At 52.3% G+C, this 23,003-nt stretch carries 17 protein-coding genes and 1 riboswitch; of the genes, 10 read left to right on the top strand and 7 right to left on the bottom strand.

Annotated features, from left to right (window positions below):
• Positions 1-47 precede the first annotated feature (47 nt).
• Positions 48-926 carry a glucose-1-phosphate thymidylyltransferase RfbA gene (rfbA, locus tag C2I18_RS09755; RefSeq protein ID WP_249900991.1) on the top strand — a complete coding sequence of 293 codons (879 nt, stop codon included), beginning with the start codon at positions 48-50 and terminating at the stop codon, positions 924-926.
• Between the two features lie 21 nt (positions 927-947).
• Entirely contained in the window at positions 948-1,502 is a 555-nt protein-coding gene (gene rfbC / locus C2I18_RS09760) for a dTDP-4-dehydrorhamnose 3,5-epimerase (protein ID WP_249900992.1), read from the top strand.
• A 135-nt stretch (positions 1,503-1,637) separates the two neighbouring features.
• Here the strand turns inward: rfbC and C2I18_RS09765 are convergent, their stop codons facing one another.
• From C2I18_RS09765 to uvrB, 5 genes are all read right to left on the bottom strand, one after another.
• The gene (locus C2I18_RS09765) at positions 1,638-3,596 is read right to left on the bottom strand and encodes a stalk domain-containing protein (RefSeq protein ID WP_249900993.1); all 1,959 of its coding nucleotides are present in this window, start codon (positions 3,594-3,596) and stop codon (positions 1,638-1,640) included.
• Positions 3,580-4,683, bottom strand: a complete 1,104-nt coding sequence (locus C2I18_RS09770) for a S1C family serine protease (RefSeq protein WP_481857905.1) — start codon at positions 4,681-4,683, stop codon at positions 3,580-3,582. The genes C2I18_RS09765 and C2I18_RS09770 overlap by 17 nt, the downstream gene beginning before the upstream one ends.
• A gap of 296 nt (positions 4,684-4,979) precedes the next feature.
• Complete coding sequence (locus C2I18_RS09775; protein ID WP_249900994.1) at positions 4,980-5,189, bottom strand: hypothetical protein; 210 nt, start codon at positions 5,187-5,189, stop codon at positions 4,980-4,982.
• Between the two features lie 1,014 nt (positions 5,190-6,203).
• The gene (gene uvrA, locus C2I18_RS09780; RefSeq protein WP_249900995.1) at positions 6,204-9,077 is read right to left on the bottom strand and encodes an excinuclease ABC subunit UvrA; all 2,874 of its coding nucleotides are present in this window, start codon (positions 9,075-9,077) and stop codon (positions 6,204-6,206) included.
• A 469-nt stretch (positions 9,078-9,546) separates the two neighbouring features.
• A complete protein-coding gene (gene uvrB / locus C2I18_RS09785) occupies positions 9,547-11,538 on the bottom strand; it encodes an excinuclease ABC subunit UvrB (RefSeq protein ID WP_249900996.1) in 1,992 nt (663 codons plus the stop codon).
• 181 nt (positions 11,539-11,719) lie between these two features.
• Between uvrB and C2I18_RS09790 the strand changes: the two genes are divergently transcribed.
• Both C2I18_RS09790 and C2I18_RS09795 read left to right on the top strand, forming a co-directional pair.
• Positions 11,720-12,505 (top strand): flagellar motor protein, encoded by a 786-nt coding sequence (locus C2I18_RS09790; RefSeq protein WP_249900997.1) that lies wholly within the window; start codon positions 11,720-11,722, stop codon positions 12,503-12,505.
• On the top strand, positions 12,502-13,404 hold the full coding sequence (locus C2I18_RS09795) for a flagellar motor protein MotB (protein ID WP_249900998.1): 903 nt from the start codon (positions 12,502-12,504) through the stop codon (positions 13,402-13,404). The genes C2I18_RS09790 and C2I18_RS09795 overlap by 4 nt, the downstream gene beginning before the upstream one ends.
• A gap of 588 nt (positions 13,405-13,992) precedes the next feature.
• Here the strand turns inward: C2I18_RS09795 and gcvH are convergent.
• A complete protein-coding gene (gcvH, locus tag C2I18_RS09800; protein WP_249900999.1) occupies positions 13,993-14,385 on the bottom strand; it encodes a glycine cleavage system protein GcvH in 393 nt (130 codons plus the stop codon).
• A 182-nt stretch (positions 14,386-14,567) separates the two neighbouring features.
• Positions 14,568-14,661: riboswitch (glycine riboswitch) on the top strand.
• 250 nt (positions 14,662-14,911) lie between these two features.
• Here gcvH and gcvT point away from each other — a divergent pair.
• Genes gcvT through gcvPB form a run of 3 tightly spaced genes read left to right on the top strand, consistent with a single transcriptional unit; the run spans position 14,912 to position 18,842 of the window.
• On the top strand, positions 14,912-16,036 hold the full coding sequence (gcvT, locus tag C2I18_RS09805; protein WP_249901000.1) for a glycine cleavage system aminomethyltransferase GcvT: 1,125 nt from the start codon (positions 14,912-14,914) through the stop codon (positions 16,034-16,036).
• Positions 16,033-17,385, top strand: coding sequence for an aminomethyl-transferring glycine dehydrogenase subunit GcvPA (gene gcvPA, locus C2I18_RS09810; RefSeq protein WP_249901001.1), 1,353 nt, complete (start codon positions 16,033-16,035; stop codon positions 17,383-17,385). Before gcvT ends, gcvPA begins: the two co-directional genes overlap by 4 nt.
• Positions 17,382-18,842, top strand: coding sequence for an aminomethyl-transferring glycine dehydrogenase subunit GcvPB (gene gcvPB / locus C2I18_RS09815; RefSeq protein ID WP_249901002.1), 1,461 nt, complete (start codon positions 17,382-17,384; stop codon positions 18,840-18,842). The genes gcvPA and gcvPB overlap by 4 nt, the downstream gene beginning before the upstream one ends.
• 83 nt (positions 18,843-18,925) lie before the next feature.
• Here the strand turns inward: gcvPB and C2I18_RS09820 are convergent, their stop codons facing one another.
• Positions 18,926-19,753 (bottom strand): helix-turn-helix domain-containing protein, encoded by an 828-nt coding sequence (locus C2I18_RS09820; protein WP_249901003.1) that lies wholly within the window; start codon positions 19,751-19,753, stop codon positions 18,926-18,928.
• A 569-nt stretch (positions 19,754-20,322) separates the two neighbouring features.
• Here C2I18_RS09820 and C2I18_RS09825 point away from each other — a divergent pair.
• The 3 genes from C2I18_RS09825 to C2I18_RS09835 are packed head-to-tail and all read left to right on the top strand — an operon-like array spanning position 20,323 to position 22,981.
• Positions 20,323-21,339 carry an ABC transporter ATP-binding protein gene (locus tag C2I18_RS09825; protein WP_249901004.1) on the top strand — a complete coding sequence of 339 codons (1,017 nt, stop codon included), beginning with the start codon at positions 20,323-20,325 and terminating at the stop codon, positions 21,337-21,339.
• A 19-nt stretch (positions 21,340-21,358) separates the two neighbouring features.
• Positions 21,359-22,165, top strand: a complete 807-nt coding sequence (locus C2I18_RS09830; protein WP_249901005.1) for an ABC transporter permease — start codon at positions 21,359-21,361, stop codon at positions 22,163-22,165.
• Positions 22,166-22,183: 18 nt separating this feature from the next.
• Entirely contained in the window at positions 22,184-22,981 is a 798-nt protein-coding gene (locus C2I18_RS09835) for an ABC transporter permease (protein WP_249901006.1), read from the top strand.
• The last annotated feature ends 22 nt before the right edge of the window (positions 22,982-23,003 follow it).

A 23,003-nucleotide genomic window follows, 5' to 3' on the forward strand; every position in this document is an offset into this window, starting at 1 on the left:
ACACCATTTCCAAAATTTACGTACAGCAAGGAGAGTTGAATGCGGTTATGAAGGGCATAATTCTTGCGGGAGGAAGCGGTACACGCCTTTATCCTCTCACAATGGTGACTAGCAAACAATTACTGCCGGTCTATGACAAACCTATGATTTATTATCCTCTGTCCACGCTGATGCTGGCAGGCATTAAAGAGATATTAATAATTTCTACTGTCGAGGATACACCACGCTTTGAAAATTTACTTGGCGACGGCTCACAATTCGGAATATCGCTGCAATATATTGTGCAGCCAAGCCCTGACGGACTGGCACAGGCTTTTATTTTAGGTGAATCATTCATCGGCGATGATTCCGTGGCTATGATTCTTGGCGACAATATTTATTACGGAAATGGAATGACCAAAATCTTAAAACAAGCTGCAGGTAAAGAAAGTGGCGCTACTGTTTTTGGGTACCATGTGCCTGATCCCGAACGGTTTGGTGTTGTGGAATTTGATGAAGATGGCAAAGTTCTTAGCGTCGAAGAAAAGCCCGAGCATCCTAAATCCAATTATGCGATTACTGGTCTTTATTTTTATGATAATCGGGTAGTTTCTTTAGCTAAGGAAGTTAATCCGTCCCACCGAGGCGAACTGGAAATCACTTCAATTAACGAAGCATATCTGAAGATGGGGGAGCTTGATGTTGCCCTGCTCGGCCGCGGTTTCACATGGTTGGATACCGGGACTCATCAAAGTCTAGTCGACGCCACCAACTTTGTAAGAACAATTGAAGATCATCAAGGCGTTAAAATCTCAGCCCCTGAAGAAATTGCTTTTATTAATGGCTGGATTACAAAGGAACATCTGCTTGAATGCGGACATAAACTGAGTAAAACAGGTTACGGACAATACCTTATTAAGGTAGCTACCGGCAAAATCCAATTTTAAAAAGATGAAAGAGTGAGAAAGATGAATTTTACCAAAACCAATCTGGAAGGCGTCTTTGTAATTGAGCCCGCAGTCTTTGGAGACAATCGCGGCTGGTTCATGGAAACCTACAGCGTAGCAAAGTTTAAGGAACAAAATATTGGCTACCATTTCGTTCAGGATAACCAATCCTATTCAGCCGTTAAGGGTACCCTGCGCGGACTTCACTTCCAATTGAATCCAAAAGCTCAGACTAAGCTTGTACGATGCACTCGCGGCTCCATTTATGATGTGGCGGTAGATATTCGTCAAGGCAGTCCTTATTACGGTAAATGGTTCGGTATTGAACTAACGGCCGAAAATAAGAAACAATTACTCATTCCTAAGGGCTTCGCCCATGGTTTTATGACGCTGACTGAAGATGTAGAAGTCCAATACAAATGCGATGAGCTATACGCACCGGAATGTGACGGTGGGATTTTGTGGAACGATCCTGACATCGGTATTGAATGGCCAATAGATGTTATCCCCATACTCTCTGCCAAAGATGAGAAGGCCCCTCTTCTTAAAGACGTTTCTCTTAATTTTGTCTATTAGAAGGATGAGTGTAGAAGTACCTGCGGTTGATTACTTTGATCACACATCTGTTCTATCACATTCTGATAAAGAGCAAATAACGTCCTAAGCCATCAGTGGCCAAGGACGTTATTTGTTCTTTAAATCCCCCTATTATCATTCTCCTTTATTCATTAACCGAAACGACTGAAGCGTCTTTTCAATCAACGCCTGCTGCGCTGCAGTAGCATTAATATCGTTCAGCGTGACAGTCACTGTGAATACGAGATCATTTTTACTGAAAACAATGATTTGCGTGCGGGCTGGAACCCCACCCTTGTTCTGATGAACGGTGAGAACCGTGGCCGGAACGCCGGCAAAAACTGACTCTTCAACCGACTCGATTAACGGGCCGTCAGGATCTTTTTTGCTGTTTTGATAGTAGCTTTGGAGCGTGCCTGCCGTATATTCCACCGAACCTTCCGGGTTCACATTGATCTGCAGCCGCCCGCCGGTAAAGCGGTAATCCACATTCTGCATTTCAAAAAGATCCTGATAGGCTGTCCACAGCCGCGGGATTTTGATACTGTATCCGTAGGTTTTTGAGCTTTTGGTAACGGTCTTGGAGCGCAGTGCCGTATAGTCATCACTCTCCAGTCTGCCGAAGTTTTGGCTGATCGCTGCAAAATCAATGTCGATAGAGGCCAAAATCTCCTTGAATTTCTCCTTATCCTTCGCCTGGCCAGCCGCTGCCACATACTCCACATAATAGCGGTAGCCGTTTTTCAGCAATAAAACCTGGTATTCCGTACTTTTGTCATCGCCTGTACCAAGCTGTATTTCTTTTACCAATGCCGGTTCACCGGAAATTTCTGCAGTAACGCTGTCCCGGATGGTATAGGCATCACTCACATAGCTGTCACGGATTCTTGCTTCCAGCTCCTCTTCCCAGCTTTTTAGCGTGGATCCCGATGGTGCCGAGGTTACTTTAGCCAATAGATGGCTGCCTTTTCCGCTCTCATACAATAAATGCTGGTCATCCATCCGCCAGTCCGCAGGAACGTGCAGCGCAATGCCATAATCCTCATTATAGCCTTCACGCAGCCCATTCTTTACAGTGGAGAGATCACGGATGCTCGTGTCGGCAGGGTCGAAAACAGGCTGGAACGAATTCAGCAGTGAAGCATACTTATCGAGATCCTTGTAGTTAGCCGCGCTGTCATCGGTCAGATACAGCTCATACAACCTTCCGTCCGCATAATACTGCCGCCCTTCCCATAGAGCACCTCCGGAATCCTTACTGACAATGCGTGCATAGGGAACCTTGGCCTCAGGATGCACCGTCCGGTCCAGTATCGTCTCCTCGCCTTCCTGTGCCGCACGGACAAGCCCGTCAAGCAGCTCTTCCGGATCCACAGGTGATTGCTGCGGTGAAGCATGGATTTCGAGATAATATAAATTTTCCGTATTTACAAAAGTGGCAATGGCCTCATTCCCGCCGCTGTCACCCACGACCAGTCCCGACGGATAATTCAGGCTCCACTGATAATAGCTGTTGCCGATCCGGGTTTTGCCTACATTACTGTCGATGCTGCTTTCTGCTATCTCTTCCTCATTCTCCGGAGGGACAAGCGAAATTACCAGCCCGCCTCCATCACCGGGAGTGATCCGCGCTCCCAGCACCCCAGCCACAAAACGCAGCGGCACCATCAGCACTCCGGAAACCATTTGCGGCGGTGCGGTTAGCACCATTTTACTGCCGTCTTTCCACGCTGTGGTGCTGCCGATGACCATCGCCCCGGTATGCGGACCGTACATCACTTTGACTACATCGTTTTGCTCCAGGGTCACCGTGCTGCCGAAGGCCTTTTTGAACACGCCAAGCGGTACCATAACCGTTCCATTTTTAATAAAAGGCTGCTGAATCGTAATGTTCTTGCCATTTACCTTTGCTGCGGTGCTGCCGACCTTTAGGGTCAGCTCTAGCGGGCGTCCGGATGCCGCATTAACCTTTTGAACCGGAAGAATTGTTAAGAGCAGCAAAAGAGGCAGAATGACACAGATTCCCTTGAAAAGTGTACTCATCCGTTCAGCAGTTTCCACCGCCTCTGGCAACGCGTTATTCTGCCTGCTCATCTGCGCCACCTCCCGCTTCATCGTCTTCCATATCCATTAGAGGATCACCTTGTCCAAGCACCAGCTTGCGGGACACGATATCCCCGTCGCTCTGCATAAGCAGCTGCACTGTTTTACCCGGGGTGTAGCTGAGGAACAGCTCATTGATATCGACAAGCGAGGTGACCCGGCGGCCATTGATCGAATACAGCACATCCCCCTCAAGGATTCCCGCTTTGCGCGCTTCTGCCGAAATTACTTTGGTGACGGTTAAAGGGTCCTGTGCAGGCAGTCCGACAATTGCGGACCAGCTCTCCTCCAGCTCCAGGCCAAGGCTTGGCCGTTTCACTTCACCATATTTTAAAAGCTGATTCATTATGTACTGGACGGTATCTGCCGGAATGGAAAAGCCCATATTCTCCACATCTACGGCGGCGAATTTGAGGCTGTTCACCCCCAGCACTTCACCTTTCATATTGACAAGCGGCCCGCCGCTGTTGCCGGGATTGATCGCCGTATCGCTCTGGATCAGCCGGTAGGCTGCATCCACACTGCGGTTAAGTCCGCTGACCACGCCCACTGTAGCTGAGTTACGCAGCGAGAAAGAGATCGGCGTCCCGATCGCGATCACCTTTTCCCCCACCTGAATATCGGCACCCGACTTGGCGAACTTCACCGGCTTCAGCCCTTTGGCATTGATTTTGACCAGCGCCAGGTCGCTGAATGCATCTACATAAGTATCGGTGATCCGGTAAGACTTACCGTCTGAGGTCACTGCTACAGCATTCTGCAGCCCCTCCAGCACATGCGCATTGGTGACAATCCAGCCGTTTGCCTTGACGACAAAGCCGGATCCGTGCGTCAGGTTGTACCGGTCATCCGGTCCGCTGCTCCGTTCTCCGCTGTACTTGCCGATGATGCCCACTACCGATGGAGAGACATCTTTTACCACTTTAGGTACGAGATCTGCTGCCGCTGCCACGCTGTACACATTTGAGGCCATCCGCCCTCCCGGTTGCATATCTGCCCCCTGCGCAAAAAGGGGATCTCCCCCTGCCCCGGACAACAGCATTCCGCACAACAGCAGCCCAAGGCTCTTCTTGATCATCTTTCCCCCCCCATTTCTTCAGCCGTTATCCGTTTATTCCGTGAGTCTCCGGCCAAGCTTGTACACTATAATTCATTCTATGTGTGACGCGATCCTTTTAGGCTAAAATAAAAACGGATCTTCCGCCTTCTGCAGAACGGGTCCGTTTCTGTACTTGCTGTGCCGCTGATTCGGGTCCTATGTAATTGTAAAAAGACGCCTTTATGAGCGCCTGGCGGCGGCTAAAGGAGTCTTTATGGATGACTTACCTCTGCAGTTATTCCTTTACTGAACCACAACACAGCTCTGCGTTCCGCTTAACTTAACCAGTGCATAATCATAGCATAGTCCGAAACCAGAAAAACAAGCAGACTCACCACACCAAAAGCTATGGCGAATTTGTTCTTCTGCGGTGCCCTAAGCAGCCGGACCACTCCCGCAAAGATCAGGATGGTGAACAAGATCATGAATACATCAAAGGTATTAAATTTGGACGCTTCTTGCACTGCGGCTTCGGCAAGCAGCATGGCATTACCTCCTCCAAAAGGATGATGTCAGGCAAGTTCATCAAATCCATTATCTTCTTCTATGTTATCGCTACCATGTAAGCGGTGCAATAGAAATTTCTTTAAAATTATGTAAATGACATCATAAATATTCTTTTCGGCAGGTTTTCGGCTAAAAGTGATGACATTTCTCATTGACTTGCAATTTTTCCATTCGTTTATCAAAGGGCAATTGATGCGGGCATAATCAGATCTGTATGTTATTCATTCAACGCAAAACCCTGTTTTTGAATCTCGGGCTTTAATATATGCCGGGGAGGGAGACGCACATTGTACATGAAAAAACGGGTACATGGAGTCACTGCGAACGGAAGTGAGCCATTGTACACGAAAAACCGAGTATAATGGGCCACCGTGAACGGAAATGAGCTCAATGTACTCGAAAAACCGAGTATAATGGGCCACCGTGAACGGAAATGGGCTCATTGTACTCGAAAAACCGAGTACAATGGATCACCATGAAGCGAGTTGGGCTCATTGTACTCGAAAAACCGAGTATAATGGATCACCACGCAGGGAGTTGGGCTCATTGTACTCGAAAAACCGAGTATAATGGGCCACCATGAAGCGAGTTGGGCTCATTGTACTCGAAAAACCGAGTATAATGGATCACCACGCAGGGAGTTAGGCTCATTGTACTCGAAAAACCGAGGATAATGGGCCACCATGAAGCGAGTTGGGCTCATTGTACTCGAAAAATCGAGTATAATGGGCCACCGTGAACGGAAATGAGCTCATTGTACTCGAAAAACCGAGTATATTAGGCCTCCCACTTTTGTCGGAAGGTTTTTAACGTCAAGCCCTCGTTCCCTTCACCCGAACAGCGGGTGTTTTTGGTCTCTGCCGGTTTTGGTTTTGGTTGGTTTTGGTTTCGCGCGATCGCGCACTTCACCCACTCCACAGGCTAAAGCCACAACAAAAAAGAACGCCGCAGGCGGATACCCGCTCGCAGCGTTCTTCAGGTAAATCAATTCTTTACACCGTATCTGACGTCTGCAGCTCCAGAGCCTTCGTCCGCTCCGTATCCCGGAGCAGGATGGGCTTCAGATATCTGCCGGTATACGATTCCTCAACAGTAATCAGCTTCTCCGGTGTTCCTGTAGCCAGCACAGTTCCGCCGCCGCTTCCGCCTTCCGGTCCCATATCAATGAGATAGTCAGCGGTTTTGATTACGTCGAGGTTATGCTCAATGACCAGTACCGATTCTCCGGAATCCACCAGGCGGTGCAGCACCTCAAGCAGGCGGCCGATATCATCGACATGCAGCCCTGTAGTCGGCTCATCCAGAATATACAGCGTCTTGCCGGTACTGCGGCGGTACAGCTCCGAAGCCAGCTTCACGCGCTGTGCTTCACCGCCGGATAGCGTCGTTCCCGGCTGGCCGATATTAATATAGCCTAAGCCGACATCAAGCAGCGTCTGCATCTTGCGATGAATCTTGGGAATGTTCTTGAAGAACTCGGTTGCATCCTCTACCGTCATCTCCAGCACATCGGCAATACTCTTGCCTTTATATTTAACTTCAAGTGTCTCCCGGTTATAGCGTTTGCCCTTACATACTTCGCAAGGTACATACACATCGGGCAGGAAGTGCATCTCAATCTTGATGATTCCGTCCCCGCGGCAGGCCTCGCAGCGTCCGCCTTTGACGTTAAAGCTGAACCGGCCTTTCTGGAATCCGCGGACCTTGGCTTCATTGGTCTTGGAGAACAAGTCACGGATATCATCGAATACACCGGTATACGTAGCCGGATTGGAACGCGGGGTGCGTCCAATCGGCGACTGGTCAATCTCGATGACCTTATCCAGATTCTCCAATCCGCGGATTTCCTTGTGCAGACCCGGGCGGACCTTCACAGCCCTGTTCAGCTGCCGGGCCAGACTCTTGTACAGAATTTCGTTAACCAGTGACGACTTGCCGGAGCCGGATACCCCTGTCACTGCTGTAAAGACGCCGAGCGGAATCTTCACATTCACGTTCTTCAGGTTGTTTTCTTTGGCTCCGCGGATTTCAATCCAGCGGTCATCCGTGGCACGCCGTTTGCCCGTCACCGGAATAAACTTGCGTCCGCTCAAATATTCACCGGTCAAGGAGTTCGGATCCTTCATGATCTCCTCCGGCGTGCCTTGGGCAATGACCTGGCCGCCGTGAATACCTGCACCCGGTCCAATATCAATAATATAATCCGACGCCATCATCGTATCCTCGTCATGCTCAACAACGATAAGTGTGTTGCCCAGATCACGCATATGCGCCAATGTAGCAATCAGGCGGTCATTATCCCGCTGATGCAGTCCGATACTCGGCTCATCCAGGATATACAGCACACCCATCAGACTGGAGCCGATCTGTGTCGCCAGCCTGATCCGCTGCGCTTCACCGCCTGAGAGCGATCCTGCTGCACGACTGAGCGTCAAGTAATTCAGGCCTACGTTGACCAGGAAGCCAAGCCGGCTGCTGATCTCTTTCAGAATCAGGTGGGCAATCGCCTGTTCCTTCTCGCTCAACTCGATATTCTCAAAAAACTGCTGGCAGTCGCCAATCGAAAGATCCGTTACATCAGCAACATTCCGTTCATTGATTGTAACCGCCAGAATTTCTCTCTTCAGGCGTTTGCCCTTGCACTCATGACAAGGCTTCGCACTCATGAAGCCTTCGATGAATTCACGGATGCCTTCCGAAGCGGTATCACGGTAACGGCGCTCCAGATTGGGAATAATCCCTTCGAAGGCAACCATGGCATCTTTTCTCTGGCCGAAGTCATTTTCATATTTGAAGCGGATCTTCTCACTGCCTGTCCCGTACAGCAGCTTGTTCATCTGATCAGGACTCAGGCTGCTTACAGGTACATTCTGTGGGATCTTGAAGTGTTCACAGACCGACTTCAGGAACTGCGGATAATAATTCGAAGTACTGCCTGTCCACGCCAGGAATGCTCCTTCTTCCACGGACTTCTCCGGATCAGGAATCAACAGCTCGGGATCGACTACCATGTTCATCCCCAGTCCATCGCATTCCGGGCAAGCCCCGAAGGGGCTGTTGAAGGAGAACATCCGCGGGGCAAGCTCTTCAATACTGAAGCCGCACACCGGACAAGCAAAGCTCGAGCTGAACAGCAGCTCTTCCTGCCCGATAATATCCACCAGAATCTGTCCGCCGGAAAGCTTCAGTGCAGTTTCCAGGGAATCCGTCAGACGGGTCTGCACATCATCCTTGATGACAATACGGTCTACGACAACCTCGATCGTATGCTTCTTGTTCTTCTCCAGCTGAATGTCCTCAGTAACCTCACGCAGCTCGCCGTCCACCCGGACGCGCACAAATCCCTGTTTGGAAATGTCGCTGAAAAGACCTTTGTGCTCACCTTTGCGGCCGGAAATGACCGGTGCTAAAATCTGCAGACGGGTCTTCTCGGGATACTGCATAATCCGGTCCACCATCTGCTCAACGGTCTGGGACGTGATCTCGATTCCGTGATCCGGACAATGCGGATGGCCGATCCGGGCAAACAGCAGCCGCAAATAGTCATATATTTCAGTTACCGTTCCTACAGTTGAACGCGGGTTGCGGCTGGTCGTCTTCTGATCAATTGAAATGGCCGGCGACAAACCGTCGATGGAATCAACATCCGGCTTCTCCATCTGGCCCAGGAACTGGCGGGCATACGCTGAGAGGGATTCAACATAACGTCGCTGTCCTTCTGCATAGATCGTGTCAAACGCCAGGGATGATTTGCCGGAGCCGCTAAGTCCCGTCAGCACGACGAAGCGGTCCCGCGGAATCGTTACGTCGATGTTCTTGAGATTATGCGCTCGCGCGCCTTTGATAATTATACTTTCGTTCGCCAACGGTAAAACCTCCATTTGAAAAGAGAAAGATTTTTAAAAACTTTTTCGATCCCTCCCAAACCCTCCCTTCCAAGGGAGGGCCCCAAGGGCTGCGCCCTCTGGACACCCGCAAGGGTGGCGAAGGAGTGGGTGAGGCCGGACTTAGTTACAATGTGTAAGGAGCGCTTACTCCCTGCGGGAACGCTGGAATACGGCGCTCCGGGGGGCTGTCCCTTCGGGATTCGCCAAGTGCTCAAGTGCGAAAACCAGCTGTCCCTTCGGGATTCGCCAAGTGCTGAAGTGCAAAAACCGGCTGTCCCTTCGGGATACGCAAGTGCTCAAGTGCGAAAACCGGCTGTCCCTTCGGGATGCGCCAAGGGCGTACTGCGGAGCTGGCCCGTTGGGATGCGCAGGTGACTATTTAAAAAAGAACGGCCTAAGACAGCGCCGTTCCGTTAGGATCTTAACGAAAGTGTCGCCTTCCGGCCGGTTAATCGGCCCGGAGCTCAAGCAAGGCGTCACGCAGCTCGGCGGCACGCTCGAACTGCAGGTTCTTGGCTGCATCCTTCATCTCGGCCTCCAGACGCTGCATCAGGCTTTGCTTGTCTTTCTTGCTCATCTTGCCCTCCACACCGGTCAGATAATCGGCTTTGGATTCGGCAACCTTGGTTGCCTCGATGATCTCGCGCACTTTCTTGTTGATTGTCGTAGGTGTAATGCCATGTTTCTCATTGTAAGCAATCTGGATCTCACGGCGGCGCTTGGTTTCACTTATCGCCTTCTCCATGGAATCCGTGATTTTGTCACCGTACATAATGACACGTCCGCCGGAGTTACGGGCTGCACGGCCGATGGTCTGGATGAGTGAACGTTCGGAACGGAGGAAACCTTCCTTGTCGGCGTCCAGTATCGCTACCAGCGATACCTCCGGCAGGTCGAGGCCTTCTCTTAATAAGTTAATACCCACGAGGACATGGAACGTACCGAGACGGAGATCCCTGAGAATCGCCATCCGCTCCAGTGTCTTGATGTCGGAGTGCATGTAACGGACCTTGATGCCGATTTCCTTGAAATAATCGGTCAGGTCCTCGGACATCTTCTTGGTTAGTGTCGTGACAAGCACACGTTCATCGCGCTCTACCCGGTCACGGATTTCACTGATCAGATCGTCAATCTGGCCTTCGGTCTTACGCACTTCAATAATCGGGTCCAGAAGACCCGTAGGACGGATGATCTGCTGCACCATGGTGTCGCAGTGCTCCATCTCGTAAGGTCCCGGGGTAGCAGAGACATAGACGATCTGGTTCACCTTATCCTCGAATTCCTCGAACTGCAGCGGCCGGTTATCCAGCGCTGACGGCAGGCGGAATCCATGCTCCACGAGAACCGTCTTACGCGCACGGTCACCATTATACATGGCTCTGATCTGCGGAATCGTTACATGTGATTCGTCAACAACAATCAGCATGTCATCCGGAAAGTAATCCAGCAGTGTATACGGGGTTGCCCCCGGTTCACGGAAAGTCAGCGGCCCGGAATAGTTCTCAATCCCGGAGCAGAAGCCGACCTCCTTCATCATCTCGATATCATAACGCGTACGCTGCTCCAGCCGCTGTGCTTCCAGCAGCTTGCCCGCGTCACGCAGAACCGCAAGACGTTCTTCCAGCTCACGCTCAATGTTGATCAGAGCCACCCGCATCGTCTCTTCCTGGGTGACAAAGTGGGATGCCGGGAAAATCGCAACATGATCGCGCTCACCGATCAGCTCACCGGTCAGGACATCGATTTCTGTAATCCGTTCTATCTCATCCCCGAACAGCTCCACACGGATAGCATGCTCACCCTGGGAAGCCGGGAAAATCTCTATTACATCGCCCCGCACACGGAACGTCCCGCGCACGAAGTTCATATCATTACGCTGATACTGGATATCCACAAGCCGGCTTAGAATCTGGTTGCGCGGCTTTTCCATGCCTACCCGCAGCGACAGCAGAAGACTCCCGTATTCCTTCGGCGAACCGAGGCCGTAAATACAGGATACACTGGCTACAATGATTACGTCGCGCCGTTCGAACAAAGAACTGGTCGCAGAGTGGCGCAGCTTATCGATCTCTTCATTAACGCTGGAATCTTTCTCGATGTAGGTGTCGGAGGAGGGAATGTAAGCTTCTGGCTGGTAGTAATCGTAGTAACTGACGAAATAATCGACCGAATTGCTCGGGAAAAACTCCTTGAACTCACTCGCCAGCTGCGCAGCCAGAGTCTTGTTGTGCGCAATAACCAGCGTGGGGCGGTTCAGCTTGGAAATCATTTGCGCGATGGTAAAAGTCTTGCCTGTACCTGTCGCTCCCAGCAGCGTCTGGTGCTTCTTGCCCTGCCGGATGCCGTCCACTAATTCCTCTATGGCATGAGGCTGATCGCCCTGGGGTGTATACTCGGACTCCAGTTTAAAAGTCTTCGTACTGACGACAATATCACTCATTTGCCCGTCTCCCCTCTATCGTCTAGAATATATTAATATATTGTAAGTGTAACCCTAATTGTTCTGTCTTCATACGATGCTGCAAAATATAGGATATAAGAATACGTGTTCCCGTTTATTATACAGTGTTGCCTACATTGATGCAAACCATAATCCAGCGAAATTTAAGGAGACTGAGCACATGGATATCACCTCGATTATCGGCCTCCTGGCCGGACTGGCCGCACTGATCGGCGGCTTTTCCCTGGAAGGCGGCAGCCTCTCCGGCCTGCTGCAGCCGAACGCTGCTTTAATCGTATTTGGCGGCACCTTTGCCGCTGTTCTCATCAGCTTTCCGGCTTCCAAGCTGCTCCAGGTGCCGGCAGCCCTGCGGTTTGCCTTCGGCGCTAAAGCGGACACAAGGGAAGCAAATGCCGAAGAATTCATCTCCATGGCTGCCGTTACTCGGCGCGGCGGTGTGCTGGCCCTGGAGAAACGGGCGGAAGAGCATCCCGATCGTTTTACCCGTGAAGGGCTGCTCCTGATTGTCGACGGTATTGATCCCGAGGAGGTCCGCCAGATTCTGGAACTGGATATGGATGCCAGGGAGCTTAAGCATAACAGCTATGCCAAGATTTTTGAGGCTGCCGGCGGCTACGCGCCAACCATGGGAATTATCGGTACAGTTATGGGACTCATACAGGTGCTTGGCAGCCTTACCGATCCCTCCAATCTGGGAGCTTCAATCGCAGTAGCCTTCACAGCGACACTTTACGGCGTAGCCAGCGCTAATCTAATATTTTTACCCTTGGCATCCAAAATCAAATCCCGCAGCCAAAGTGAGCTGGCCGGCATGGAAATGCAGATGGTCGGCATTCTCTCGCTTCAGAACGGGGACGCCCCGCATCTGGTGCGCAAAAAGCTGAGCTCGTTTCTGACAGACTCTTCAGCAAGTCGCGGAAGCAGTCAGGACAGAGGCATGTTATGAGACAGCGGGAGCGGCGCAAGCAGCGTACCGGAGAGCGGGAGAGCCATGACCGGTGGATGATCACATACGCGGATCTCATTACCCTTTTGCTCATTTTTTTCGTTGTATTGTATGCCATGAGCAGCCTGGATGCCCAGAAATACAAGATAGTTACCGATTCCCTGTCACAGACCTTCACCAATGGTAACCCTGTAATTGACGGAGGCAGCGGAATATTGGATGGCGGGCAAGGCGGAGAGGGCGGCGGCAATGCCGGAACCGGTCAAAATGGCCAGAGTGGACAGAACAGCAGCAGCGGAGACAGCAATTCAGACAATGCGGAAGGAAACAATACTGGCGGCGGTCCGGACAGCGGTTCTGGGGCACCGGCAGCGGATGAAGAACAGCCTCCTTCGGCACGGGAGCTGGCTTTCCGGGAACAGGAGGCAAAGCTGGCCGCTCTAATGGATGTAATCACCCGGTATGTCGCGGATAACAATCTGGGGGATGAGATTTTTGTGGCGGACAAGCCGCAGGGGATTGCGATTACCCTGAGCGACCAGTTTCTGTTCGATGCCGGCCGGGCGGAGCTGAAAGCACCTGCCTATCCTGCACTGCGCCAGCTTTCAGGGCTATTCAGCGGAATTGGCGCCACGATCAGCATCGAAGGACATACGGACAACACGCCTGTGTCAGCGGGGTCCCGCTACAACGACAACTGGGAGCTGTCAGGTGCCCGGGCGCTGTCCATTCTGCGCTTCTTCATCGACAGCGAGGGGCTTGATCCGGATAACTTTCAATATGCCGGTTATGCCGATACCCGCCCTGCCGCTGACAATACGACCAATGAGGGCAAGCAAAAGAACCGCCGTGTTGAACTGATCGTGCTGCGGCAGCTGCAGGATGAAGAAGCGCCGTAAACAAGGGATTCCGAGTGACTCCGGGAGATTCCGAGGGATTCCGAAAGATTCCAAGAGACTCTAATGGTGCCCAAGAACTCCCGGACGAACTGTCCAACCTAAGTGGAATTTCTCCATCTAATTTGATCCCAAACGCCTAACGCCAGGATTTAGTTGGAAAATCTCCATCTAAAGTTACTGTTTTCATCACCAAAGCGGATATCGAACAGAAATAGGTGGAGAAATTCCATCTAAAGCTATTAAATCGTCATAAACCATGCAATTAGCAGGAGAATTTCCAGCTATATAGATTGAACGATTGAACCAAGGGGTTTTTCTCTTTAGGGATGGTGTGACTTTCAGGTGGATGCTTTCACTCCTACTGTTCCAGACCTCCTCTCCGCCCCTTTCCCTAATACCATATTTTCATTCAATCAGCCTTTTCCCCGCCAATCCATACTTAAACCAACTTAAACCAAAGGGCTTCAGATGCGGACAGCAGCGGAAGCCCTCTTTTTCACAGCTCAAAAACCCACACGAAACAGGACTTCCGGTCAGCCTCAAAAGTCCTATTCTCCCCAGCCCTTCAATTATCCACAATAACCCGGGTTATTCCCCTACCAGCCCGCGGTAGGCGGCAGCGTCAAGCAAGCCCGATACTGCAGCTGCAAATTCCCCGTCAATCTCCAGCTCAAAAATCCATCCTCCGCCGTACGGCTCATCGTTAATCAGTTCCGGGCTGGCTTCCAGGGCCTCGTTTATTTTTGTAACCTTTCCTGACACGGGTGAATATAATTCAGAGACTGTCTTGACCGATTCAATACTGCCTACGCTGTCGCCTGCCGAAATGGCCGAGCCTACTTCCGGGAACTCGACAAACACAATGTCCCCCAGCAAATGCTGCGCATGATCCGTAATACCTACACGTACTGTACGTCCTTCGCTCTGCTGTGCCCATTCATGCTCTTCGCTGTAGTGCAGATTGTCCAGCACCTCACTCATTTCCAGCCGCCTCTTTTCCCAATTTGGAGTGATATAAATTTAGTTATAGCCTAAGTTATCCACTGGCGCAATGTCAATATAACTGACAAGAAATTTAAATTCACCGGCTTTTTGGCACTTTTTGTGTTGACAGTGACACGTATACCCGTTTTAATGGAGACAGCAAAAACATACGAACGCGAATGAAGGCATAGGGAGAGACTGTCTCTTGGAGGACAGCGCCGAAGGAGTAAGCCCGCGGGTGAATCTCTCAGGCAAAAGGACCTTTGCCGGACGCATCTCTGGAGAGCACCCGTACGCTGCAGCTGCAGCGCACCGGTCACCAACGGGGAAACCTGCCGGGATCAGTGGGCAGGGTAACTCTCAGGTACAAAGGACAGAGCGGAAGGTCAGGTATGCGCACCCGCGCATACTTGGCCTCCGCCTGTCCTTTTTTTATATTTGCAACAGCGCTGGCCGCCCAAGGCAATGGCTGCCGCCGTAAGCCCGATATTCCAGCCAGTAACCCATTCTAGGGAGTGACGACATGGAGTCTTTGAAAAGAACCCCGTTTTATGACTTGTATTCCGCCTATCCGGAATCCAGATGCATCGACTTTGGCGGCTGGGAGCTGCCGGTACAGTTCACAGGGATCGTTAAGGAGCATGAGGCCGTACGCCGTCAGGCGGGGCTGTTCGATGTATCGCATATGGGAGAGTTCATGGTGACCGGCACCGGCTCCGAAGCTTTCCTGCAAAAGATGACAACAAACGATGTCAGCAAGCTGGAAGATGGCAGCGCGCAATACACTCTGCTCTGTTATCCGGACGGCGGAGTTGTCGATGATCTGCTCGTCTACCGTCTGGGAGAAGAGCGTTACATGCTTGTCGTCAACGCCTCTAACATCAACAAAGATTTTCAGTGGCTGCAGGAGCATCTTACCGCGGAGTTCGGCGGCGTCAGCCTTAAAGATGTCTCGGAGGAGACACTGCTGCTCGCACTGCAGGGCCCTCTCGCAGAGACAATTCTGGCTGAAGTTACCTCAGCACCGGTCACCGCGCTGAAGCCTTTCCACTTCACCGAAAAAACCGTAGTGTGCGGCGTAGAAGTGCTGCTCTCCCGCACCGGTTATACCGGCGAAGACGGCTTCGAGCTGTATGCTCCGCATAGTGCTGCCGCCACGCTGTGGAACGGCCTGCTGGCAGCAGGTGCGCCGCACGGCTTGACGCCGGCCGGGCTCGGCGCGCGCGACACGCTGCGCTTCGAAGCCAGGCTGCCGCTGTACGGGCAGGAGCTGTCGGCGGATATTACGCCGCTCGAAGCAGGACTCCAGTTCTTCGTGAAGCTGGACAAAGGGAACTTCATCGGCCGCGAGGCGCTGCTGAAGCAGAAGGAAGCCGGCCTGCCCCGCCGTCTCGTCGGCATTGAGATGATTGACCGCGGCATTCCCCGCTCGCACTATCCCGTCTACGCCGATGGCGTGAAGATCGGTGAAGTCACTACCGGAACACAGTCCCCGACACTGAAGCGCAATCTGGGGCTCGCGCTGCTTGAAGCAGCTTACAGTGAAACAGGGTCAGAGGTATTCGTGGAGATCCGCGGCAAGCAGCTGAAAGCAGCTGTAGTCAAAGCGCCGTTCTACAAAAGAACCCAAGGAGTGAAGCCGCAATGAAGCACCGTTATTTGCCGATGACTGCACAGGACCGCCAGGAGATGATGGAGGCCGTCGGAATCCGGTCCATGGAAGAACTATTCGCCGACATTCCGCAGGCTGTCCGCTATCAGGGAACGCTGCCGATGTCGGAAGCTATGGATGAATACGCGCTGCTGCGCCATATGAAGGAGCTGGCCGACCGCAATGCCAGCTTTGACAGCCACACCAGCTTTCTCGGAGCAGGCCTCTATGACCATCATATCCCCGTAGTCATTAACCATGTCATTTCCCGTTCGGAATTTTATACTGCGTATACCCCTTATCAGCCGGAGATCAGCCAGGGCGAGCTGCAGGCGATCTTCGAATTCCAGTCCTATATCTGTGAGCTGACCGGCATGAAAGTGGCTAATGCCAGCATGTACGATGGTGCCACCGCCTTCTCGGAAGCGGCAGTTCTGGCAGCAGGCGCTACCAAACGCAAAAAGCTGATCGTCTCCCGCACGGTTCACCCGGAAGCCCGCCAGGTGCTCCGCACCTCTGCCGGAGCCTGGGGCCTCGACGTCGTTGAAATTGACTACAAAGACGGCGTCACCGACCAGGCGAAACTGGCTGAAGCCATCGACAGCGATACAGCTGCCGTTCTGGTGCAGTCGCCGAACTTCTTCGGCGCCATCGAGGATCTCGGCGGCATTGCTCCGCTGATCCATGCCGTCAAAGGCCTGTTCGTCGTCAGCGCCAACCCGCTGTCACTCGGCGTGCTGGAAGCGCCGGGCAAGCTCGGCGCCGACATCGTAGTCGGCGATGCCCAGCCGCTCGGCATACCCGCTTCGTTCGGCGGCCCTACCTGCGGCTTCTTCGCCGTAGCAGAGCCGCTGATGCGCAAAATGCCCGGCCGGATTGTCGGCCAGACCGTGGACCGCAGCGGCAAACGCGGCTTCGTGCTGACGCTCCAGGCCCGCGAGCAGCATATCCGCCGCGAGAAGGCGACCTCGAACATCTGCTCCAACCAGGCGCTCCTGGCGCTGTGCGCCTCTGTATATCTGTCCGTGATGGGCAAGGAAGGCATGCGTGAGGTTGGTGAGCTGAACATCCGCAAGAGCCATTATGCCGCAGGCAAGCTTGGAGAAATCACAGGTGCTGTCCCTGCATTCACCGCTCCATTCTTTAACGAATTTGTGCTGAAGCTGCCGGAAGGCAGCAGTGTCAGTGAGATTAATTCAAGGCTTGTGAAGGAAGGTTATCTTGGCGGATATGATCTCGGCCGTGATTATCCGGAGCTGGCCGGACACATGCTGGTGGCTGTCACTGAGAAAAGAAGCAAAGAGGAAATTGACCAATTTGCGAGCGTACTGGAGGGCTGTCTATGAAACCCGAACAAAGTCTGATCTTTGAGCTTAGCCGCCCGGGCCGCTCCGCCTACTCCCTGCCGGCATGCGATGTCCCCGCAAATGAGAACATCGGCGCCCTGATCCCGCAGAATCTGCTGCGCAGTGAACCGGTCCTGCTTCCCGAGGTGTCGGAAGTCGATGTCATCCGGCATTACACCGCGCTCTCCCGCCGCAACTTTGGCGTGGATAACGGCTTTTATCCGCTCGGCTCCTGTACGATGAAATATAATCCGAAGATCAATGAAGATGTCGCCCGCTTCCCCGGATTGGCCAAGATTCACCCCTATCAGCCCGAAGAGAGCATCCAGGGTGCGCTTGAGCTGATGTACACCCTGCAAAAAGACCTCGCCGCCCTGACCGGCATGGACGCCGTCTCCCTGCAGCCGGCCGCCGGCGCCCACGGCGAATGGACCGGCCTCATGATGATCCGCGCCTACCACGAGAGCCGCGGCGAGACCCGCACGAAGGTCATCGTGCCCGATTCCTCGCACGGCACCAACCCGGCCAGTGCAGCTGCGGCGGGCCTTGAAACCGTAACGATCCCGTCCAATGCCAAAGGCATGGTCGATCTGGAGGTGCTGAAGGCGGCGGTCGGCAGCGACACCGCCGCGCTCATGCTGACCAATCCGAGCACACTCGGCTTGTTCGAAACGCAAATCGTGGAGATCGCTGAAATTGTCCACGAGGCCGGCGGGCTGCTCTACTATGACGGAGCGAACTCCAATGCGATCATGGGCATTACCCGCCCGGGCGACATGGGCTTCGATGTCGTGCATCTGAATCTGCACAAGACGATGAGCACCCCGCACGGCGGCGGCGGCCCGGGAGCAGGACCTGTCGGCGTGAAAGCGAAGCTGGTTCCGTTCCTGCCGCAACCGGCGGTCGTCCGGAATGAAGACAACAGCTTCTCGCTGGACTACGGCGGCCCGGAATCGATCGGGCGTGTCAAAGCCTTTTACGGCAACTTCGGGATTCTCGTCCGCGCCTACGCTTATATCCGCACTTACGGGCCGGACGGCCTGCGTGAGGTGTCGGAGAATGCGGTGCTTAACGCCAATTATATGATGCACCGGCTGGCGCCGTATTTTGAAATCCCGTATCCCGGCGTCTGCAAGCACGAGTTCGTCATGTCCGGCCGGAATCTGAGGCAGTACGGTGTGCGTACCCTCGACGTAGCCAAACGGCTGCTCGACTTCGGCTATCATCCGCCTACCGTCTACTTCCCGCTGACCGTGGAGGAGTGCATGATGATCGAGCCGACCGAAACCGAAAGCAAGGAGACGCTGGACGGCTTTATCGAAACAATGATCCGGATCGTCAAGGAAGCCGAGGAGACACCGGAGATTGTCATTAATGCCCCGCATACAACAGACATCAGCCGTCTCGATGAGACGCAGGCCGCCCGGAAGCCGGTGCTGAACTGCTCCTGCGGTTAATCCCCTGAATTCCCTGATTATAAGAAAGGAGCCTCAGCTGCATTCTGCACTGCGGGGCTCCTTTTTTCCTTATATAAAGTCGTCTATTTATTGGCGGGATCCGGCGTGAGCTTCTTGATGAACTGCCAGCGGTCCGTCACCTTCATTTTGTTATACATGCTCTTCACCACATTCCTTACCGTACCTTCGCTAATGCCTAACTCGTTGGAAATGTACAGCGCGCTTTTTTCTGCCAGCCACATTTGCGCTACATCCCTCTCTCTCCCGGTCAGACTGTACTTTTCAAAATGGTTTTCCAGCTGAAGCAGCTGTAATTCCGGATGGCTACGCATCCACTTGCCGCCTACATTCTCTGCGATCTGCCGCATCAGCGGGATGGCTAATTCGATCTGCTGCCCATTATAAAAGGAAATATCCACATACCCTTGGATAACACCATCTGAATAGAGCGGTGAACATACGCAGTTCCAGTCAAAAAATAAAGGACTGCTATGCTCCTTCCCTTTAACTACAGCTATGGAATTAAGCTCGGCCGCCAGCGAGACAGCGTTCATTCCCAGGTTTTGTTTGGCCAGACTCATGCCGACTCTTAACCCTGCCCGGTCGAATTCTTCTTGAATAGCCGGGGAGGAAAGCTGTAAATCAATAATCCTCGCCGCCTCATCTGTCAAAAAAAACGCAAAGTCTATCGATATGTATTTTCTGATCTTAAGCAGCTCTTTATGTAAAGAAGTTATCATTGCCTTATGATATACAGATTTCTGCCCCGCGTTCGAAAATGAGGGCGTTTTCGTTTCCTCGCAGTCTGCTGAAGGTTTGGCTTTACCCGGTGAAAAGAAAGAATCCAGCTGTTCCTTTTCCAGATCTTCAGGCGAATACCATACTTTCGGCTGATCATAAGTTGCGGTCAAGTCAGGCCCCTCCTCACTTCCATTATTTACACTATTGAAAAAGGATAGCATTCTGAGTGGAGAATTTCAAGATTTCGGAATCACAAAGAACCGGATATGTAAATACCTATAGCTTGACATTCCTTTCTAAGAGATCTCCTTGTAGAATTCCTAGGGTTAGAGCTTTCTTCTTCGCAGAATCTATCCGAATAAAGTGTATAGGAGCCTGCCGTTTATGAAAAAAAGCTATTGGGGAGTTTTGATTCTTTTTGTATTCGCAGTCCATCTACTAAACTTGATTTATTCTTTTTTTAGAAGTCATACCGTTGAATGGTTTTCGTTGTTCATTGTATTGGTGCTTTTATTGATGTATTTCTATTTCCGGAATCATTCCACAAAGAATAGAACCGAATGAATTCAGCGGCTGCCCGGTCTGATTATAATCCTGGGACAGCCGCTTTCCTCTTCCCGCCATAATTCCATAAACTTTTTCACCTGCCGCTATAATCCGATAGTTTTCGACATTCCACCAGTGCTATATTAACGGAACATGTATTTTATCAAAATGCAGCAGTGAAGGAGGATTCACCTTGAGTATCATTGAAGCCAGAGGGTTGTCCAAGTCTTTCATGCAGGCGGTGAAGGAGCCCGGCCTTAAGGGGGCGGTCAAGCATCTGCTGGTACCGAAGCATAAGGAGAAGATGGCGGTGAAGCCGCTGAATCTCAGTATTGAAGCCGGGGAGACGGTAGCCTATGTAGGACCGAACGGAGCCGGCAAATCCACTACGATCAAAATGCTGACAGGCATCCTGATGCCCACCTCGGGTACGATTTCTGTAAACGGTATCAACCCTTACCGGAAAAGAATGGAGAATGCCGCCCAGATCGGCGCGGTTTTCGGTCAGCGCACCCAGCTGTGGTGGGATATCCCGATTGTGGAGTCTTTTTCGCTGCTGAAGGATATTTACCAGATCCCGGATCCCCTTTATAAAAAGAATCTGGACCAGTTTATCGAGCTGCTCGGCATGAATGAGTTCCTTCATTTGTCCGCGCGCAAGCTATCCCTCGGCCAGCGCATGCGTGCGGATCTGGCTGCCGCCTTATTACATAACCCGCCGATTCTGTATCTGGACGAGCCTACCATCGGACTGGACGTATCGGTAAAGCAAAAAATCCGCGAATTTATCAAAAAAATCAACCAGGAACAGCAGACGACCGTCATGCTGACTACCCATGATCTGGGGGACATCGAAGATTTATGCAAACGGCTGATCATTATCGACCACGGGTCGATTATTTATGACGGCAGCTTGAGTGAGGTCAAAGCGCGTTTTGCCAGAAACCGGATCATTTTCTTCCAGGTGGCGGCGCCCATGCCGGAGCTTTATGAACAGTTGATGCAGACCCCCGGCATGAAGCTTGCGCTGCTGAACGAGCTGGAATTCTCCATTTCATTTGACCGCTACGAACATACTGCCAGTGAGGTGGTCAGCCGGGTGATGAAGCATGGCGAAGTGGCCGACTTCCGGATGGAGGAGACGAACATCGAGCAGGTGATTAAAGCTGTCTACGACGGCAATCTGGACCTGAACCAAAGCGGGGAATGAGGAGGTATCGAAGCAGCTTATGCCTGTTGCCAATCTGAAGAAATACAGAAGCATTATGAACCGTTCGTTGCAAAATGTGCTCGCCTACCGTACCTCTTACATCATTACTTTTTTGGCGAATACGATCAATCTGCTGGCCATCTACTTTTTATGGCAGGGGATTTTCAGCGGCCGGGAGGTTGTGGGCGGTTATACCTGGGACCAGATGAAAACCTACCTGCTCGTTACCTTTCTGGCGAACTCCGTCCTCTCCTGGTATTCAGAGACGGCGATTTCCGGCAAAATACTGGATGGCAGCGTAGCGGTTGACCTGCTCAAGCCGATTGATTTTCAGAGTGCCAGATTCTCGGAAACCCTGGGCTCCAGCCTGCTTGAAGGGGGAATGAGCATCATTCTGCTGTCCCTGTTCTCGCTGTTCCTTTCCGGAATCACGCTTCCCGCTTCGCCGCTGGTCTATCTGCTGTTCGTCTTCAGCCTGCTGGGTGCGATTCTGGTCAAATTCGGTGTCGTTTATCTGGCGGCCCTATTATGCTTCTGGTCTACCGGCTCCATGGGCATTGTCTGGACCCGGATTGCCCTGACTAATCTGTTGTCGGGTGCGCTTGTGCCGCTGGCCTTTTTTCCGGAGTGGCTGGAGAAGCTGGCCCTGCTGCTGCCTTTTCAGAGTATCATTCACACCCCGACAATGATCTTTCTGGAGCAGGCGGATACGCTTGAGAGTCTGAAGCTGATCGGCCTGCAGTGGTTCTGGGGCATAGCGCTTTGGCTTGCCGGAAAAGCCATGTGGAACTGGGCGGTCCGCCAGGTCACCATTCACGGGGGTTAGAGGAAAGGAGTGTAACCGGTGTCTTTATCAAAAATGTTCTATTTATATAGAAGAATGTACGTGCAGCAGCTAAAAGCCATTCTGGAATATAACAAGGATTTCTATATCCTGATGTGTTCGGCTGCGCTGACCCAGGTGCTGGGCTTTGTGTTCCTGTGGGTGATTTATGACCGGATTCCGGACATTAACGGATGGCAATTCTGGGAAGTAACCTTTATGTATGCGATGATTTTTCTGACGGAAGGAATCGCTTCCCTGTTCTTCGAAGGAACGTGGCGTATGAGCAGACTGGTGAATATGGGCGAGCTTGACCGCTATCTGCTGCGGCCGGTTCCCGTGGTGCTTCAGGTATTCTGTACGGGAATCGGCATCAACGGCATGGGCAATCTGCTGATCGGCGGGGTGATTGTCTGGCAGTCGCTGGTCCGCGGGGATGTTCAGTGGACCGCTGCCAAGGTGCTCATTATCCTGCTGCTGCTGGTTACCGCAGTCATTATCCGGGTGTCGATCAATCTGGCCGGCAACTCGGCAGCCTTCTGGATCCGTAACGCCGGGAATGCTTTTCCGCTTATGGTCCACAACCTGGCCGATCTTGCCAAATACCCGATCTCTCTGTTCCCGCAGGCGGTTCGCATCTTTATTTCGACGGTGCTTCCGTATGCTTTTATCAGCTTCTTCCCGGCCACCTATATCTTCGGCAAAAGCGAATGGTCAGGCTGGTGGATGCTCGCCCCCGTTGCGGCCATAGCAAGCGCCGCCTGCGCCTACGGCATCTTCCGCTTCGGGCTGTCGCGTTATGAGAGCACCGGGAACTGAGCGGTATTTCTTGTCTGAGGGA

Source organism: Paenibacillus sp. PK3_47, assembly GCF_023520895.1.
Lineage (GTDB): Bacteria > Bacillota > Bacilli > Paenibacillales > Paenibacillaceae > Paenibacillus_AQ.